The 17,802-nt window shown below is 68.1% G+C and carries 15 protein-coding genes and 1 tRNA gene; 8 read left to right on the top strand and 8 right to left on the bottom strand.

Annotated features, from left to right (window positions below; translation table 11 throughout):
- Positions 1-201: 201 nt before the first annotated feature.
- Both ABD736_RS12075 and ABD736_RS12070 read left to right on the top strand, forming a co-directional pair.
- The gene (locus ABD736_RS12075) at positions 202-2,877 is read left to right on the top strand and encodes an AAA family ATPase (protein ID WP_344792023.1); all 2,676 of its coding nucleotides are present in this window, start codon (positions 202-204) and stop codon (positions 2,875-2,877) included.
- Positions 2,878-2,937: 60 nt separating this feature from the next.
- Entirely contained in the window at positions 2,938-3,156 is a 219-nt protein-coding gene (locus ABD736_RS12070) for a hypothetical protein (protein ID WP_344792022.1), read from the top strand.
- A 28-nt stretch (positions 3,157-3,184) separates the two neighbouring features.
- On the opposite strand, the gene ABD736_RS12065 is transcribed toward ABD736_RS12070, so the two are convergent.
- The 3 genes from ABD736_RS12065 to ABD736_RS12055 form a co-directional block, all read right to left on the bottom strand.
- Entirely contained in the window at positions 3,185-4,306 is a 1,122-nt protein-coding gene (locus ABD736_RS12065; RefSeq protein ID WP_344792021.1) for a Fic family protein, read from the bottom strand.
- Positions 4,307-4,443: 137 nt separating this feature from the next.
- Positions 4,444-5,652, bottom strand: a complete 1,209-nt coding sequence (locus tag ABD736_RS12060) for a tyrosine-type recombinase/integrase (protein WP_344792019.1) — start codon at positions 5,650-5,652, stop codon at positions 4,444-4,446.
- 134 nt (positions 5,653-5,786) lie between these two features.
- Positions 5,787-5,859, bottom strand: a tRNA-Arg gene (locus tag ABD736_RS12055).
- 102 nt (positions 5,860-5,961) lie between these two features.
- Between ABD736_RS12055 and ABD736_RS12050 the strand changes: the two genes are divergently transcribed.
- Positions 5,962-6,678 carry an HAD family hydrolase gene (locus ABD736_RS12050; RefSeq protein WP_344792018.1) on the top strand — a complete coding sequence of 239 codons (717 nt, stop codon included), beginning with the start codon at positions 5,962-5,964 and terminating at the stop codon, positions 6,676-6,678.
- Positions 6,679-6,797: 119 nt separating this feature from the next.
- Here the strand turns inward: ABD736_RS12050 and ABD736_RS12045 are convergent, their stop codons facing one another.
- The 3 genes from ABD736_RS12045 to ABD736_RS12035 all read right to left on the bottom strand — a co-directional run bounded on the left by ABD736_RS12045 (position 6,798) and on the right by ABD736_RS12035 (position 10,900).
- The gene (locus ABD736_RS12045) at positions 6,798-8,063 is read right to left on the bottom strand and encodes a hypothetical protein (RefSeq protein ID WP_344792017.1); all 1,266 of its coding nucleotides are present in this window, start codon (positions 8,061-8,063) and stop codon (positions 6,798-6,800) included.
- A 64-nt stretch (positions 8,064-8,127) separates the two neighbouring features.
- Complete coding sequence (locus tag ABD736_RS12040; RefSeq protein ID WP_344792016.1) at positions 8,128-9,786, bottom strand: VWA domain-containing protein; 1,659 nt, start codon at positions 9,784-9,786, stop codon at positions 8,128-8,130.
- A 163-nt stretch (positions 9,787-9,949) separates the two neighbouring features.
- Positions 9,950-10,900 (bottom strand): DNA-formamidopyrimidine glycosylase family protein, encoded by a 951-nt coding sequence (locus ABD736_RS12035; protein WP_344792015.1) that lies wholly within the window; start codon positions 10,898-10,900, stop codon positions 9,950-9,952.
- A 117-nt stretch (positions 10,901-11,017) separates the two neighbouring features.
- Between ABD736_RS12035 and ABD736_RS12030 the strand changes: the two genes are divergently transcribed.
- Entirely contained in the window at positions 11,018-12,064 is a 1,047-nt protein-coding gene (locus tag ABD736_RS12030; protein ID WP_344792014.1) for a ketopantoate reductase family protein, read from the top strand.
- 30 nt (positions 12,065-12,094) lie between these two features.
- Here ABD736_RS12030 and ABD736_RS12025 read toward each other — a convergent pair whose 3' ends face one another.
- Positions 12,095-13,183: a type I restriction endonuclease gene (locus ABD736_RS12025; RefSeq protein ID WP_344792012.1), complete on the bottom strand. Its 1,089-nt coding sequence runs from the start codon at positions 13,181-13,183 to the stop codon at positions 12,095-12,097.
- Between the two features lie 146 nt (positions 13,184-13,329).
- Here ABD736_RS12025 and ABD736_RS12020 point away from each other — a divergent pair, with 146 nt between their 5' ends.
- The 4 genes from ABD736_RS12020 to ABD736_RS12005 all read left to right on the top strand — a co-directional run bounded on the left by ABD736_RS12020 (position 13,330) and on the right by ABD736_RS12005 (position 17,457).
- Positions 13,330-14,904 carry a phospholipase D-like domain-containing protein gene (locus ABD736_RS12020; RefSeq protein WP_344792011.1) on the top strand — a complete coding sequence of 525 codons (1,575 nt, stop codon included), beginning with the start codon at positions 13,330-13,332 and terminating at the stop codon, positions 14,902-14,904.
- Between the two features lie 144 nt (positions 14,905-15,048).
- The gene (locus ABD736_RS12015) at positions 15,049-16,500 is read left to right on the top strand and encodes an HNH endonuclease signature motif containing protein (RefSeq protein ID WP_344792010.1); all 1,452 of its coding nucleotides are present in this window, start codon (positions 15,049-15,051) and stop codon (positions 16,498-16,500) included.
- A gap of 169 nt (positions 16,501-16,669) precedes the next feature.
- Positions 16,670-17,107 carry a DMT family transporter gene (locus tag ABD736_RS12010; protein ID WP_344792009.1) on the top strand — a complete coding sequence of 146 codons (438 nt, stop codon included), beginning with the start codon at positions 16,670-16,672 and terminating at the stop codon, positions 17,105-17,107.
- Positions 17,104-17,457 carry a DMT family transporter gene (locus tag ABD736_RS12005; protein WP_344792008.1) on the top strand — a complete coding sequence of 118 codons (354 nt, stop codon included), beginning with the start codon at positions 17,104-17,106 and terminating at the stop codon, positions 17,455-17,457. The genes ABD736_RS12010 and ABD736_RS12005 overlap by 4 nt, the downstream gene beginning before the upstream one ends.
- 37 nt (positions 17,458-17,494) lie before the next feature.
- Here the strand turns inward: ABD736_RS12005 and ABD736_RS12000 are convergent, their stop codons facing one another.
- On the bottom strand, positions 17,495-17,791 hold the full coding sequence (locus ABD736_RS12000) for a hypothetical protein (RefSeq protein WP_344792007.1): 297 nt from the start codon (positions 17,789-17,791) through the stop codon (positions 17,495-17,497).
- Positions 17,792-17,802 lie beyond the last annotated feature (11 nt).

Raw genomic sequence — 17,802 nt, 5'->3', positions numbered from 1 at the left:
GAATGCCTTTCACGAGATGTGGGCGAGTGACCTCAGTGCAATGCGCCGAGCGCAAGGATCGATAGTCGATGCACGCAGGCTCTTTTCAGAGGTGCGCGCTTTTTGATGTCGAGATGCGCGCCAAACGTGCAACTCGTAGATATGAGGGGCGGACTAGCGAGATGGAAGCGCGGGGAGCGCGCGCAGGGTGTCAAACAGGCGGTGGCGTATGCCTTCGGCGGGGCGTGCGATGCGACGCTGACGGCGACGACGGCTGACGGGGTGACCGCCGCGGCGGACTACGCGGACGGCGCGATGACGCGGTACATCGTGGAGAACGGCGTCATCCGCGAAGACCTGCTGAACCGTGAGCAGCTCAAGGACTGGGTGGACGGGCTCGATCCGCTTACCGGGGAGCGCCGGGGCCGGAACCTCGAGTCGCCGACCGCGGACCTGGCTCTGGACTCGACGATCAACGCGCCGAAGACGTACTCAATCGCCGCGCTGCTGGACCCGGAGCTGAACGCCGCGTACGAGGACCTGCAGGACCGGCTGCGGGACCGGATCATCAAGCTGTGGCAGGCCGAGCTGAACGCCCGCCGCGGGGTGCACTCCGCGATCCGGGAGGACCTCGCCCGCATCGAGGTCGTCGAACTGAAACATGAGCGGTCCCGGTCGCTGGACCCGCACAAGCACCGGCACCTGTGGCTGAACGTGCGCGTCCAAGGCACAGACGGCAAGTGGTCGAATATCGACTCGCGGGTGGCGATGCGGTTCCAGAACGCCATCAACGCCGAAGGCGACCTCGCCGCCAGAACCGACCCCGCCTGGATCAACGCCCTCGCCGCCAAGGGCCTCACCTTGAACGCCGACGGTGAGATCGCACAGCTCGCGCACCTTGTTCGGCCGCTGTCGAAGCGGGCCGCGCAGATCGAGGCGAACAAGATCACCCAGACCGCCTGGTGGAAGCAGCAGCACCCCGGACAGGAACCGTCCCGGGACGTGCTCAACCAGATCGACCGCTGGGCCTGGGCGACCGGGCGTCCCGACAAACCAGAGCGCCTCGCCGAAGACGATTGGGCGCAGGTCATCCGCGGCGAGATCGGCACCCTCGACCCGCAGGTGAATCGTCCACGACGTCCCGTCACCCCGGCTGCCGTCAGCATCGAGGATCTCGACCTCGAGCTGCTGGCCGCGAGAGCTGTCGTGGATGCCGACGCCCGCTCCACCGGCACCGGCGGACGGTTCAGCGTGCTGGACGTCCGCGCCGGCGTACTGCGCGCCCTCGCCGCCTCCGGCGTCGTCGCCGAACGCGCCCGGCTCGACGCGGTGCTGCGCCACGTCGTCAATGCCGCCATCGGGACGCACACAGTGACGCTGCTTGCCGAGCCGGGCATCCCCGCCCACGTCAAGCGGCTCATGGCCACCGAAACCGCCGCCCGCAAGACGACACTCGCGAGCCGGATCGAGGCGCTCGCCACACCTGGGCACTCGCTGCAGCCCGAGGTCATCGAGCGACTCGCCCAGCTGGTGGAGCCCGGCCGCACCCTCGACCCCGGACAGGCCGACGGGGCATCCGCCATCGCCGGCACCTCCCGCATCGTCGCGATCTCCGGACCGGCCGGCACCGGGAAGACCACCATGCTGAAGCTCGCCGTGGTCGCGCTGCGACGGCAAGGCCGCAACACGATCGTCATCGCGCCCACCAAGAAGGCAGCGGCCGTTGCCGGGCGCGAGACCGGCAGCGCGTCCTCCTCGCTGCACCAGCTGCTGCACGACTACGGGTGGCGATGGGCGACAGATGCGGCTGGTGCCACCAGATGGACTCGGCTGCAGCCCGGCGACACTGACCCGCAGACCGGCGGGACCTACCGCGGCCCGACCATCCGCATCAGGCCAACCGACCGGATCGTCGTCGACGAGGCCGGCATGCTCGACCTCGAGGCCGCCGGCGCCCTCGTCGATGTGCTCGAGCGCACCGGCGCCGGCGTCGCGCTCGTCGGCGACGAGAACCAGGCACTGCCCGTCGGCCACTCCGGAGCGATGCGCCTGTTCTGGCACCGCGCCGACGAGCGGGTGCAGCTAACCTCCGTGCAACGGTTCACTGACCCCGCCTGGGCGCAGCTCACCACCCGGCTGCGCGAGCCGGCCGGCCCCGGCGAGGCGGAGCGGGTCGCTGACGAGCTCATCCGCACCGGGCACGTCACACTGGCGAACAGCGACGCCGACGCGAAGCATCTCATGACGGGCGCCTGGTTCGACGCACAGCGGCACGGCCGCTCGATCGCCTTGGTCACCGCCACTCACGCCGAGGCGCAGAGCATCTCCGAAGCGATCCAAGCCCGCCGCATCGCCGCCGGCACGATCGACACGACACGTGCGACGGCCGGGCAGGGCGGTCAGCCGATCTTCGCCGGCGACATCGTCCAGACCCGCCGCAACAACACGGCAGCCGCGGTCCAGAACCGCCAGACCTGGACCGTCAAGTCGATCACCGCCGACTCCGTAATCCTCGCGTCGGTCTCCGACTCCACCGAGCTGCGCAGGATCAGCCACGACTACGCCGCCTCGCACCTCCACCTCGGATACGCCTCGACCGTCTACGGCGTGCAAGGCGAGACCACGGACACCGCGCTCGTCGGGCCCGGCGTCGGAGCGGCCGGACTCTACGTCGGCCTCACCCGTGGGCGGGACCGCAACGACGTCGTGCTCGTCGCACCCGCCGAGCCCGGCGCGAAGACGCAGCTCATCGAGATGATGCAGCGCCCGGACATCGAAGCCACCCTCCACGACTCGCGCGCCGCCGCGCGCGAGGACCTCAACCGCGCCGCACGACCAGCGACAGCACCAACCGCAACACCGGAGGGGAGCCGCAATGTGCACGACATGTCACGCTGAACGCCCCCGGTACGACTCCCGCCGCGCGTCGGCGCCCGGAGGTGCGCGATGAGCCGCCGGATGCCCGAACCCGATAATCACCCGGCCGTCGTGGTCGCCTTCGACCACAACTCCGCCGCCGAAGCCCTCGGCATCAGCCCGACCCGCCTGCGGCAGCACGTGCGCATGGGCGACGTGACCGTCCACTTCTCCGGCACGAAACCCATCTACCTCCTCGCCGACCTCGAGCACTTCGTCGAACAGCTGCCGACGCGGCCGAACCGACTCCCGAAACTCTGACTCTCCGCCAGTGTGGAAGACTCTCGGGCTAGAAAAGCGTGGGCTCAGACTCGCGGGCTGCGACCCCTTCGTCTCGGGTGAGGACCCACAGAAAACGGGTATTGATGAACAGCCGGTCCCTCCCGACGCGCTGATCTTGAAGCACTCCAGCGTCTACGAGCGCGTTGAGCCAGTTCGTTGCCGTCGGGCGGGACACGCGGCACCGCTCGACCACGTTTTTGATGCGGACGTAGGGCTGCTCGAACAACACCGACAACAGGTCCGCGTTTGCGCCGCCTGGTGTGATCGCCCGAACTGCCTCAGCCGCGTCACCTTGCAGCGCCGTCACCGCGTCGATCTTGCGCAAGGTCGACTGCGCCGTCTGGCGAAGTCCCTCGAGCATGAATAGCACCCACTCCTCCCACTTCTGCTCGGCCGTCACCGCAAGCAGGAGCGCGTAATACGCGTCTCGGTTTTCGATGATGTAGCGCGAGAGAAAGAGGATCGGCAGTTTCAGAATCTCTGCTTCGACGAGAAGCAGCATGTTCATCACACGTCCGGTGCGACCGTTGCCGTCCTCAAAAGGGTGGATCGCCTCGAACTGGTAATGCGCAATCGCCATCACGACGAGCGGGTCGAGCCCGAGGGGAGCGTGAACGAATTCGACCCAGTTCGACAGCTTGTCTCGGATGGTGTGCTCGCCCGTCGGCGGGGTGTAGATCGCCTCGCGGGTCGCGGGATTCGCAATCAGGGTCCCGGGCAGCTTTCGCACGTCCATCTGGCGCTGCTTGATGGTCGTACACACTTGAACCGCCGTCGTCACCGTCAGCGGGCGTGATTGAATCGCTCGCCACCCTGCGAACAGCGCGGTCCGGTACCGAAGGGTCTCCTTCGTGGCGGGGTCGGAGGCCTCATCTTCTTCCTGGGCATACCGGAACAGTTGATCCGTCGTTGTGACAATGTTTTCGATCTCGGAACTCGCCTGCGCTTCGAGCAGGGGGATGGTGTTGATCAGCACGGTCGGGTTCGGCATGCGCTGCGAGGCCTGATCAAGCGCGGCAAGCGCTGCACGCGCCTCAACGGCGGCCTTGAGAACTGCCCTAGTCTCGACGTCGACCGACGGAGGCAGCAGGGGCAGCTGGTTGTAGGGTTCCGTCGGACTCCAGGCCATGTGCAAACTCTATTCGCACATTGCAAAGTCATGTAAAGAATGGCGCGCTTTTTTTACATGTTTTGCAGACGTGCAAACCCGTTTCGCACGTGCAGTTCACGAGCAAAGAATCTGCCGTGAGATTTACACATCAGCAATCAGGATCGCTCGTTCGCCCGCAGATAGCGGTCGAGGTGCTGCACGCCGTCGCGCGCCTCGCGCTCGAGCTGGTGCGTGTAGCGGCGCGAGACGTCCTCCGAGGCGTGGCCCGAGATGCTCGCGTAGACGACCCATTCAAGACCAGCGTGCTCGGCCATGGTCGTGTAGGTGTGGCGCAGCCAGTGCATCGTCGCCGGCCGGGAGATCTTCGCATGGGCCATTGCCGCGCGCAGGTCGTCGTTCATGTCCGAGTTCTGCAGCGGCGTCCCATTCGCGCGGTGCCACACCAGCCGGTGCGGGTTCGGTCCGGTGCTCGCGTCAAGGTGCCGCCGGAGCACCGCCACAAGCTCATCGGTCAACGGCGCGATACGCGGCTTGTACGCCTTCGGGCGCACGAGCACCCACCGGCCCTCAAGCGGCACCGCCTCGAGGTTCGGCGCGACGTCGAGCTCGCGCTGCGGGCAGCGGCCGGCCGTCTTCTTACCGCAGTGCCCGCCGCAACCGTGCCGGAAGGTCGCCTCGACCAGGTTCCAGGAGATGTGCGCCGTCTTGCCGTCGAGGTCGAGGTCGTCGATGCGCAACCCGCGCAACTCGCCGTCGCGAGCGCCGGACAGCAGCGCAAGCGTCCAGCGCGGATCGTCGAGGTCGAGCAGCGCCCGCGTCTCGGCACGCGTCAGCGAGTCGCGCTCGGCCGGCGCACGGCTCGGAATGTCCACCGACTCGGCGATGTTGCGCGCCACGAGCCTCTCGTCGACGGCGTAGCCGAGCATCGCCGACAGGGTGCGGTGGGCCGCCGCGACGCTCGACGGGCCGACGCCGCGGGCGAAGATCGCCGAGTGCAGCCGCCGCACGTCCGAGGGCTTGAGATCCCCGACAACCCGCTTGCCGAGCACGGGCACGATGTTGGCGGCCAGCTGCGAGCGGTAGCCCTGCATCGTCTTGGGCTTGAGGCGCCCGCCCGCGTCCTCGAGCCACGCCTTCGCGAGCTCCTCGATGCGGGTGTGGTGGTCGAGCGGCGCGCCGTTCTCGTCGATCTCGCGCATCAGCTGCCGCAGCTTCTTGAGGCACTCCTCCCGCGTCTTCGCGTGCACGTATGCCTGCTTGCGCCTACCGTCGGAGGTGAAGCCGTTGTCGACCACGCCGCGCCACAATCCGCGGCTCTTCAGCTCGTACAGGGCGCCCTGCCCGTGGTCCCGCCTCTTCGGCATGCGGACAGGCTACGCCGGTGCACACATGCGTGCACACATACCTGTGCTGCGCGGTGTCGCCGGGTGTTACCGCCGGATACGCGAAAAGCCCCGGAATTCCGGGGCTTTTCGCCTGTTGCTGTCTCAAACCAACGTGCGCCCGAAGGGACTCGAACCCCTAACCTTCTGATCCGTAGTCAGATGCTCTATCCATTGAGCTACGGGCGCGAACGCAACTCAGACAGCCTAACAGGGCACCCCGGCGCCTCTCAAATCGGCGGCCGCCGCCCGGGGACAACTCCCAGCGCCGCACCTGGAAAGCTTGATCACGTGACCACCGCTGACCAGGCATCCGCTTCTCACAACGACGCACGCCCCGTCGTCCTCTGGGACATCGACGGCACGCTCGTGCACGAGACCCGCGGCGAGGGCTCGCGCATGCAGATGCGGGCGATCCGCGAGGTGCTGGGCGTCGAGCTCGAGCGCCCCGGCTTCGGTGCGGGCGCGACGGAGCGCATGGTCTGGGGGCGTCTCTTCGAACACGCGGGGATGCCAGTGCCGACCGACCTCGCCCCGCTCGAGGCCGCCATCGACCGGCTCTATGTCGGGCACTTCGCCGAGGTACCTCGCATCGCGATCCCCGGCGCGGCCGAGGCGATCAGAGCGATCGCGGATGCCGGATTCGTGAACTCGGTGCTGACTGGCAACGGCCGGCCGGTCTCGCGCATGAAGCTCGAGTCGGCCGGGCTGCCGATCGAGCTGTTCGACTGGAATGCCGCCTACTTCGGCCGCGAGTGGAGCGACCGCATCGAGATGGCGAAGGCCGCTCGGACGCGGCATCCGCTCACCATCATCATCGGCGACACCGTGAACGACGGGGCCTGCGCGGTCGGGTCGGGAATCCCCTGGATCGCGGTCGGCACCGGCGGGCACCCGCGCGACGAGCTCGCCGCCTATGACCCCGTCGCCTGGTTCGACGACCTCGTGGGTCGCGAGCGCGAACTGATCGAAACGATCCGCACGGCGCTCGAGCTGCCGACCGCCTAGCGGCCGCCGTCGCGCGTGCGCCACTGGCTTCCGCTTTGCGCCACTCGGATCCGAGTAGCGCACAGCGGATCCTGGTGGCGCAACCGGGGGTCGGCTGCGGGCGACGCGGCCGATAGGCGCTACGGGTTCGCGTAGAACCACAGCACCGCGACGCACACCGGCTGCGCGGCGATCGCGACAGCCAGAACGGTGCGCCGCAGCCACGGCCGGTCGACGATTCCGGGGTCACCCATCAGCGGCGCGAGCGGCATCGCGACCCGGAACACGCTCTGCTGCGGCATGAACACGGCGAGCAGATAGAGCGCGTACGACCCCGCCGTCGCGAGATTCTCGAGCCCGAGTGGGCGGATGCCTCGCCGGCCGACCCACAGCGCGAACAGCACGATGACCGCGACCACCGCCAGGACACCGGGAACGCCGAGATACCTGCCGAAGAGCTCGAACCACGCGCTGAACGGCTTGAAGTCGGTGTGGCCGAGGAATCCGTTGCGCCACGACAGCTCGGTCGCCGTGTACGCATTCGGGACTCCGGTCACGGCCCACGCCACCACCGGCCAGGCGACGCCCGCGAGGGCCGTGACGAGCGCGGCGACGGCGAGCTTCACCCGCTCGGCCGCGGGGAAGGCATCCCTGGATGATCTGCGCCAGCGCACCACGAACACGACCGCGAGCGCGAGCGCCAAGGCGAGCGCCCCTGGCCGCGCGAACGCGGCGAGAACGGCGGGCGCGATCAGCCAGCCGTACTGTCTGCGCTGCATCAGATAGATCGCCGCGAAGAACAGGAACAGAAACAGGCTCTCGGCGTAGGCGAGCTGCAGCACGAACGCGAGCGGGCCGAACGCGAAGATGACGGCCGCGAACCGCGCGCGGCGTGCGCCCGCACGATCGCGCACGACGAGGTACAGCATGACGGCCGCCGCGCCGCCGAACACCAGCGAGACGACGACCCCCGTGCCGGCGAACCCGGTGCCGGCGAGCTGCTGAATGCCGTGCACGAGCATCGGGTAGAGCGGCAGGAACGCCCAGCTGTTCGGGTCGATCTGGCCGCTCGCCGAGCGCGGCAGCACGGTGGGGTAACCCTGCTCGGCGATCGCGCGGTAGTGCGCGCTGTCCCACAGCGCCATCGCGTCGGTGAGGCTCGGAAGGTGCGGCGACCAGCCGTGCGCCGTGAGCTCGAACGCCGGCGTCACGGTCTGCCACGGCAGATGCCAGCCGTGGCCCACGACGACGAGCAGGCCGATGCCGAGCAGCAGCGTCGAGAACACACGAGACACCGCGTAGAGCGCGACGACCTCGAGCAGCTGCCGCCCCAGCGGGCGACGAGCGAGCTCGATCTGTGATTCGGATTCTGTCAGCGACGCTGTCGCCGGCCCTGCGCTGCGCATCGCTCTTCACGCTACGCCTGCGATCGAGCGGATTCGCGCGGTTGACCCCTGTGCTGCGGGCGCGCTACGGGGTGCAGTTCGGCCGGCAGCTGCGCTCGGTGAGTGCCGTCGTCAGCACGGTGCCGAGGTCCTGCGGCTGCTGCGCCGTGTAGGCCTCGCCGCCCGTCGCCTTCGCGATCTGGGTCATCGCAGCGATGTCGGTGTCCGGACCGAACCCGATCATGATCACCGGCACGGGCTTGCTCGGGTCCGCTTCCTTCTTCAGCGTCGCCACCAGGCTCTGCAGGGTGAGGGAGCTCTGATCGTCGTCGTTGACGCCGTCGGTGATGACCACGACGGAGTTGATGAAGTTCGGGTCGTAGCTCTGCCGCACGGCGCGCACCGCCGCGAGCGTCGTCTCGTACAGACCGGTGTCGCCGCCGAGGTGCTGCGGCAGACCGGCGATCTTGCTCGACAGATCGGCCATGTGCGTCGGGTCGCCGAGCGGGGCGATCGGCGAGATCTGCTTGTAGGGCACCGTGCCGTTCTGGTTCGTCGAGAACTGCCAGAGGCCGAGCTCGACATCGCCCGAGAAGCGGCTGATCGCCCCGACCGCGGCCTGCTGGAAGACATCGATGCGGCTGAGGCCGCCGCCTGCGGCATCCGCCATCGATCCTGAGACGTCGATCACGCCCAGCATCCGCCCGCGCAGCGTGACCACGCCCCACGTCTTGTAGAGCGCGAGCTCGGTCTTGCCGTCATCGGCGGCAGGAGCGGGGGATGCCGTCGGCAGCACGCCCGGCTGATCGACCGCTCCCTTCCCCGAGCCGTCACGGAAGCCGGCGGCCGTGAACACGGCTGGCTGCGCGAGCAGCGCCTGCTCGAACGAGCTCGCGAGGTCGGCTGTGTCGCCGTTCTGGGTCGAGGACGGAGTCAGCAGGTAGGGGAACTGCACCGACAGCGTGCCGTCGGCCGGGTACACCGCGGTGAGCGGCTGGGCCGCGTGCGTCTTGTTGTAGTTCGCGACCTGCTGCTCGGTCGTGATGGCGATCGTCAGGTTCGTCGCACTGACCGTGGCGGCGAGCGCGGCGCCCGCAGAGTCCGGAATCGACTTGCCCAACGCGATCAGCGAGGTGTTCAAGAGTTCGGTGTTGCCGTGGGCGTGCTGGGCGAGCGCGAGCAGGCCTGCGAGGCTGGGACCGGAGCCTTCCGGGTTCGGGATCACGGCCGTGACGGTTCCGTTGAGCACGCGGCCCCAGCTCAGCTTCTGGTCGCCGATGTCGCCGGCGCGCGCGGTGGGCAGCGCGAACAGCACCGGCGATGAGGCGATCGGCTGCTTCGCCGTGAGGGTGGGCGCGGTGCGGCCGAGCGACGAGGCGATCGACTGCATGCGGTTGACCCACACCGGGGAATCCGGGATCCAGACATCGACGCCGACGCCGTTGCCCGCTGCGATCATCGAGGCGGTATCTGCCGAGGCCTGCGCGCTGACGGTGATCTTGGAGCAGTGGGTCTTCACCTTGTCGTACTGCGCGGCGATCTGCCTCACCTCTGGGGCAATCGACGGGTCGACGGTCACCGCGAGCTTGGCGGTGGTGCTGCACTTCGGCGCCGCGGCGAGCGCCGCGGCCGGCTGGGAGTGGGTCGGCGCCAGCTTCTGCCAGGCGACGAACGCACCGCCGGCGAGCGCGAGCACGGCGACGAAGGTGATGATGCCGAGCACGGCGGGGTGGCGCGTGCTCACGCGCTGGGGGGTATGACGTCCCACGGGAGCTCCAGGGCGACCGACCGCAGGGGAGGACGGTCAGCCTTGATCGGGTTACCCCACCCGCGGGGGTGGAACGGGTGAGTTGCCGATCAGTGTAAACACACCCCGTGGTGTGTGCCACCTTCGGGGCATGCCGCAACTACTTGAGCAGCCGCGACAGCACGCGGTCGGCGAGCACCCTGCCCCCGGTCTGGCACCCGGGGCAGTACTGCAGGCTCGAGTCGTGGAAGATGACCTGCCTGATGGTCGTGGCGCACACCGGGCACGGCTGCCCCGCGCGCCCGTGCACCTTGAGACCCTCGTGCTTCTCTGCCTTCAGCTCGCTCGCCGCCAGCCCCTCTGACCGTGCGATCGCGTCACGCAGAGTGGACTGCAGCGCGGCGTAGAGGCGGTCGATCTCGGCATCCGTCATCGCGGCGGCCTTGAACGGCGACATCTTGGCCGCCCACAGGATTTCGTCGCTGTACGCGTTGCCGATTCCCGCGATGGTCGCCTGGTCGCGCAGCACGCCTTTGATCTGTGATCGGCCCGCGGTCTTGAGGATGCCGGCGAAGACGTCTCTCGTGAAGCCCGGATCGAGCGGCTCGGGCCCCAGCATGCGCACCCGCTCGATGTCTCGGGGGTCGCGCACGAGGTGCAGCTGCAGGCTCTTCTTCGTTCCGGCCTCGGTGATGTCGAGGCCGGCGCCGTCGGGCTCGAGAATCAGGCGAGCCGCGAGCGGATTCTTCGGGCTGCGGCCCGGGCGGGCGCTCACTTTCGGCTCGGTCTCGCGCCAGCGCACCCAGCCGGCGCGCGCGAGGTGCAGCACGAGATGGACCGGGTCTTCGGCTCGGTCGCCGCCTTGGTGCTGGCCTTGGTCTTGGCGTTGGTCTTGGTCTCGGCCTTGGTCTCGGCCTTGGCCGATCGCGATGTCGAGAAACTTCCCGTGACGCGTGACGCCCGCGATCGTCTGGCCTCGCAGCTGCTCGGGCGAGATCGCGAACGTCTTGAGCGCGTAGATCGCGAGGATGTCGAGGCGACGGATGACGCGGCCGGTCAGCCGCGCACCGAGATCCACGGCGAGCGCATGCACCTCGGGCAGTTCCGGCATGCGCCCAGTTCTAGCACCCGGCGCCGACACGCACACGTTCGCCCGGAGCACCCGGAGCGTGCGGAGCGTGGGGAGCCCTGCGGCTCGAAACGACGCCACGTGCCTAGAGTGATTCCGATGAGATACGTCATCGTCGGCACCGGAGCCATCGGCGGCACTCTCGCCGCGCGACTCGCGCAGCACGGCAGCACTCCCCCGCTCGTGATCGCGCGTGGCGACAACGCGGCGGCGATCCGCGCCGGCGGGATGCTGCTGCGCTCGCCCGACGACGAGGTGCGCGTCGACGCCCCGGTCGCCACCTCGCCCGCCGAGGCCGAGCTCACGACCGACGACGTGCTGGTGTTCACCACGAAGACGCACCAGCTGCAGACCGCGTTGCTCGAGTGGGTCGATCAGCCGGTGCGCGCCGCGGCCGGCGAGGTCGTCGGCACCGCGGGCGAGCTCCTTCCCGTACTGACCGCTCTGAACGGCGTCGAGGCGGAGCGGCTCGCGCAGCGCTACTTCCGGCGCGTCTACGGGGTCTGCGTCTGGCTGCCCGCGGTCCATCTCGCGCCGGGCGAGTTCACCGTGCGCATCGCGCCGGTGAGCGGCATGTTCATCGTCGGGCGCTATGGCCTGCCGTCGGCCGACGACGACGCGGGCGCCGACGTCGAGCTGCTCGACACCATCCGTTCCGACTGGGAACGGGCAACCTTCCGCGTCCACCTGGTCGATGACGTGCTGCGCTGGAAGCACCGCAAGCTGCTCGCCAATCTCGGCAACGCGGTGCAGGCGCTGGTCGGCCCAGGCGCGTCCGACGACATCTCCCGCGAACTGTACCGGCTGGCGCGCGAAGAGGGCCTCGCCGTATATGCCGCTGCGGGCATAGGCATACCCACCGACGACGAGGAAGAGCTCTGGCGGGGCGGCGTCTTCGACGTGCGGCCCGTGCCGGGCGTCGACGGGCCGATCGGCGGCTCGACGTGGCAGTCGCTCGCCCGCGGTTCCGGATCGATCGAGACCGACTACCTGAACGGCGAGATCGTGCGCATCGCCCGAGCCGTCGGAGTCGCGGCACCGGTCAACGAGGCGCTGCAGCGGCTGGCACGGCAAGCGGCGGCGGAGCGTCGCGCGCCGGCATCCGTCACCCCAGCCGAGCTTCGGAAACTCATCGGCCTCGACTGACGGCGAGCGTCCGGCTCGTGCGTTTGGCTACTACGCGAAGCGCCTGACCGTCGACCGAATGTGGTCGGCGTGAAGGTAGATGTCATCGAGCGATTCGATCGGGTGGCGCGTCTCCGTCTTGTCCTCGTCGAAGAGACCCAGATACTTCTGCCGGCCGTTGAAGTGGAGGCGAGCGATCGACTTCCGGTTGTTGTCGTCGAGCAGGATCGCGAAGTAGCTCTTCGCGTCGCGCTGGAAGATACGCTGCGGCTTGACCTCGCTGCACGCGATCGCCTTGACGATGTTGTAGCCGTCGAGTTCTTCTTCAGTGGTCTGGACCTCGGGGTCAGCCGCGAGGTCATCAACAACGACTGCCGGCGCCGTGTTGGTGGTGGGCAGGCCGGACTCCTCCGCGAGGCCGCCCTCCGCCCCAAGAGCGGTCTTGAGGCGGGCGTTCACCTGGTCCTTCAGGAACTGCGTCGCCGCCTTGTCCACAAGCACCGTGAACTGCTCCCTCACCTTCTGTGTGAAAGGGCCGTCGTAGACCTTGTTGGTGAAGAACTTCACCCAGTCGTCGCCGGGCTCACGGAACTGCACGGCGATCTCACGCTTCAACTGGCCGACGTACTTGAGCTCTTCAGCTGCGCTGATCACGGAGCCCAGATCGAACGACTCCTTCGTGAGCTTCGACAGTTCGGGAACGACTGAGTTGTCGATGTCTTCGAGGTCCAGGACGAGGAACGGTTTCGAGTCCATCCGGTTGGGAGCATCCAGATCCGTATAGAACTGGTAAACGATCCCGTTGGTAAGGAGCGCGATTCGCGCGTTCGTCACGCCGAAGTACCGGTAAAGCTGAGACGCGTTCTCCAGGCTGAGCGCGCTTCCGGACTTCTTCGCTTCGATCAGAATCTGTACTTCGTTGTCACGCATGATCGCGTAGTCGATCTTCTCGCCGCGCTTGAGGCCAACGTCAGCCGTGAACTCCGGAACGACCTCAAGGGGGTTGAAAACGTCGTACCCAAGGACGGCCGAGATGAAAGGCATGACGAATGCGTTCTTCGTAGCCTCTTCGGTCTGAATCGAATCCTTCTGCGCACGCACCTTGGTAGCGAGTGCGTTCAGCCGTTCAATGAAGTCCACGATGTTTTCTCCTCACTACCAGGGCCTTTGGCCCTCCCGCATGCTACTGATGAGCTTGTTTCATTGCAGTAGACAACGCGCCCCCAGTGTGGGGAGCTTGCTAAGCGTCAAATCTGGTGTCACCCGTGCGGGGTAGGGTCGCCGCCGTGACCGACACCTCGCGTTCCTTCAGCGACCTGGCAGACCTGATCAGCCGCCGCCTCGACGTGTTCCGGCTGCCCGGCGTGCTGAGCGTGCGCCCTGGGTTCCAGCTCGTCGACGGGTGGCTCACCCACACCCCCGCGATCGTCGTGACCGTCGACGGCGAGGTGCCGCACGGGCTGCCCTCGGAGGTAGGCGGCCATCCGGTCGATGCGCGAGTGGCATCGGCACGGAAGAAGGCCGCTCTGCTCGAGCCGGAGCGCTATGCCGCCACGGGCGTCAGTGCGCCCGACGAAGGGAAGGTGCCGGAGTTCGAGCACGAGATCCTTGTCGCAGAGCGGCCGCCTCAGTCATCCGCGCCGCCTTCAGAGAATCTCGCAGCGGAACCGGCCAAGAAGACGCAGCTGCCCTATTCGCCGCCCGCGGGCGTGCCGCTCGCGCCGGTGTCCGGCGAGCTCACGGTCGAGCTCGCGGCGTCGCCCGATGCGGGCTGGGCGCAGCTCGGCTCGTTTCTCGATGCGACCGAGACCGAGCTTGTGATCGGGCTCTACGACTTCACCTCCGCGCACGTGCTCGCTGCGTTCGAGAAGGCGGCCGCCGGCAAGCAGGTCACTCTGACGCTCGACCACCCGGCGAAGAATCCGACAGCTGACCAGACCGATGAGCAGACGGTCGCCGAGCTCGAGAAAGCGCTCGGCAGCGATCTCAAGCAGGCATGGGCGCTGTCGGGAATGGACCCGAAGGCGACCGCGACCGTCTTCCAGACGGCGTACCACATCAAGGTGGCCGCCCAGGATTCGAAGGCCGTCTGGGTCTCGAGCGGCAACTGGAACAATTCGAACCAGCCCGACATCGACCCGGTGAACAATGCAGGCGATGCGGATGCCGCGCGCAGCGGGGACCGCGACTGGCACGTCGTCGTGCGCAGCCCCGAGCTGACGCAGACGTTCGCGGCGTATCTCGAGAACGACTATCGGGTGGCGGCGCAGCACAATCAGGCATCCGCTGCCTTCATGCAGCCGGAGCTGCTGCAGCCGGCCGTCCAGACGCCTCCGTTCGCGCGGTTCTTCCCGGGCCAGACGGTGACCGATGAGATGACGATCACGCCGGTGCTGACCCCCGATGCCGGGGTGTATGTCGACGCGGTGAAGGCTCTCATCGCGAGCGCGTCGAAGACGCTGCACCTGCAGTTCCAGTACATCGAATTGCCGAAGACGACGGATGCCACGAACGAGGCGTTCGTCGACCTGGTGCAGGCCGTGATCGATCGGCAGAAGGCCGGCGTCGAGGTGCAGATCATCATGAGCGAGTACGAGACCGCTGGGTATCTCGAGCAACTGCAGGCGTTGGGGCTCGATGTCGCGAACTCCGTGAAGCTGCAGAACAACGTGCACAACAAGGGCGTCATCGTCGACGGCCGTGCGGTGCTCATCTCGAGTCAGAACTGGTCGAGCGCGGGCGCCCTTCACAACCGCGACGCCGGGGTGATCATCGAGAACGAGAAGGTCGCGGCCTACTTCGAGCAGATCTTCGCGCACGATTGGGAGCACCTGGCGGCGAAGCAGGCTGCAGAAGATTAGTTCGATTAGTTTCTGGGTTTGGGTTGCACCTTTATCGAACCTAGCTTAGACTGTTCGCAAGTCCCCGCGCCACGAGGATGAGAGTACGAGCACCGCAGGCCCGGCCTGTGCTGTGTTCGGAGTTTGACCGGGAGGGGTCGAGCTGTGGCTGCTGTGGGCGGGGGTCTGCGTGAGGCGTTTGAGGCTGTCGCGCCGTTCGCGCCGCTGGCGTGCACGGTCTTGACGGATGACCAGCTGGTTGGCGCCGCGCAGGCGGTGGAGGATCTGGCCCGCCAGGTCGAGGGTATGCAACTGGCGATCGCCCGCGAGGTCGATAACCGCACGGACGAGACTTTGGGTGAGGAGTCCCTGGCGCGCAAGCTCGGGGCGAGGAAGCCCTGGGGTGCGCTGGAGACCGTGACCCGCACCTCCGCGAAGGACGCCCGGGAGCGGGTAGTCGAGGCGCGCCGGCTGGCGAAGCTGCCGGTGCTGGAGGCGGCGGTCGAAGCCGGGGTGCTCGGGCGGGCGCAGGCGGCGGCGATCATGGAACCGCTGCTGCCGGCCACAGAGCGCGCCGACACCGCACTGGTTGAAGCCGCATGCGAGAACCTCGTGGACCTGTCGAAAGTCCTGCCGGCGACCGCGGTCGTGGACGCCGCCCAGGCGTGGGCTCTCGTGCTCGACCCCGACGGGGTGGAACCGGTGGAGAAGGCCGCCGTCGAGAAGCGGTTCTTCCGGCTCGGGCGCGCCAAAGACGGCCTCGTGAAGTTCTCCGGCGCCCTCCCGGTCGAGCAGGCCGCCGCCATCCGCACCGTCTTGGACGCATACGTGAACCCGAGAGCCGGCGCATCCGTCAGATTCGCCCCGGCCGACGACGACGGTGCCACGGCTGACCACGGCGAGCACGCCGACGCCGCCCCCGTCACGGAGGCCGCCGCCAACGGCGCCGCGGGCGAAGGTGGCGAGGCGCCGGCCGCGCCGAGCGGCACGCCCATGCTCGTGGCGACCGAGACCCAGCCGCCGACGGACATGCGCACCCCAGACCAGAAACGCGCCGACATCCTCCACGCCGTCTTCACCGCCGCCGCACGGGCGCCAGAAACACCGAGCATGGGTGGGGCACACCCCACCATCCTCGTCGTCGTGCCGAAGGAAGACTTCGACTCCGGGCACGGGGCAGCGCGCATCGACGGCGAAGACGAACCCATCAGCGCCACGACCGCGAAGCGGATCGCCGAGACCGGCGGCTACCAGGAAGTCCAGGTCGATTCGGCGGGGAAGATCCTCAACCTCGGCGACACCAAACGATGCGCCACCCCCTGGCAACGAAAAGCCCTCGCGGTCCGCGACAAAGGCTGCATCATCCCCGGCTGCACCATGCCCGCCCGATGGTGCGAAGTCCACCACATCCAACCCGATCGCGACGGCGGACCGACCGACATCCTCAACCTGACGCTGCTGTGCTGGTGGCATCACGCCACAATCGACACCGGCCCCTACCAACTCCGCATGGGCGAAGACGGGACACCCGAAATCCGCTGGATCTTCGGATCACACGCCACGGAATGGGTGAAAGCCATCCACAAACCCAGACACGCACTCACCACCGCCGCCTGACATCCGGGTGGTCTGAAACCCGGGCGGCCGGAACCTGCCCGGCCTGAAACCTGTGCAGCCGAATCAGCCGACGCGAGAAGGCATCCGCACCCGCGCAGCACTCGTCCGCTTGTCGCGGCGGGGATGCGGCGTGAGCGGCCGGGGACGGCGCTCCGTTACCGTTGGCGCTGTGACGAGATGGCTGCTGCTCGCGGGGACGATCGTCTTCGAAGTCGCCGGCTCGCTCAGCCTTGAGGGCGCCATCGAGCATCCGTGGCTCTACGCCGTCGTCGCAGTGGCCTATGTGCTCTCGTTCTGGCTGTTCGGTCGAGTGCTGCGGGCGGGCATGCCGGTCGGTATGGCATATGCGATCTGGGGCGCCATCGGCGTCGCCCTCACGGCGGCCCTCGCCGATCTGATCTTCGATGAGGAACTGACCACGCTCACGATCATCGGCATGGTGATCGTGATCGCCGGCGTCGTGCTTATCAACGTGGGCGGCGGGCATGCGGGCGCCCAAGCCACCGGTGAGCCATCGAGCGCGCGCCCGCACGGATCGGCACCGACTGCGAGTCCCACCCCGCTGGATGCGTCGCGAGACGGCCGCCCATCGGAAGGCGCGCCGTGAGCTGGTTCGTTCTCGCCCTGGCGATCCTGTGCGAAGTCGGCGCGACGCTCTCGCTCCGCATGGCGAGTGCGCCCGGCACGGGCGCGGATCCGGCGAAGAAACCCTCGCGTCTCTGGTACCTCGCCGTGGTAGCGGGCTACCTCGCGTCCTTCGCACTGTTCTCGGTCGTGCTGCGCCTCGGGCTCGGCCTCGGCGTCACCTATGGCATCTGGACGGCAGCCGGCGTCGCCCTTACCGCGCTCGCGGGGCGCGTCTTCTTCAAAGAGGCTTTCACGCGCACGATGGTCGGCGGCACGGTGCTCATCATCATCGGCGTCTTCCTGATCGAGCTCGGCCAGGCACCGACGTAAGAGCAACGCAGGCCGCGCGCCCCGGCGGCGCGGGGCGCTACTCGGTCGACGACGTCCAGGCGGTCGTGCCCTCGTTGCCGCGGGCGCGGTAGAGAACCTCGTCGCTCTGGGTGACCGTGCGGTGGTACTGCTCGCCGTCGCCGATGGCGATGCGCTCGGCGGGTGCGCCGTTACGCAGTGGCACGACCACGTAGCTCGGGCTGCCCACCCCGCTGTCGGCGAGGCGCGCCAGATAGTGGCCCTCGGGAACGGAGTCGGGCTTCTCGGAAAGGATGTCCCCCGGCGAGATCACGGCTGTCACGACGTTCTGCTCGATCTCGGAATCGTCACTCATGATTCCTGCCC

Source organism: Gryllotalpicola daejeonensis, assembly GCF_039538145.1.
Classification (GTDB): Bacteria; Actinomycetota; Actinomycetes; order Actinomycetales; family Microbacteriaceae; genus Gryllotalpicola; species Gryllotalpicola daejeonensis.
The sequence above is the reverse complement of the archived record's forward strand: the minus strand, read 5'-3'. Positions and strand labels throughout refer to the sequence as shown.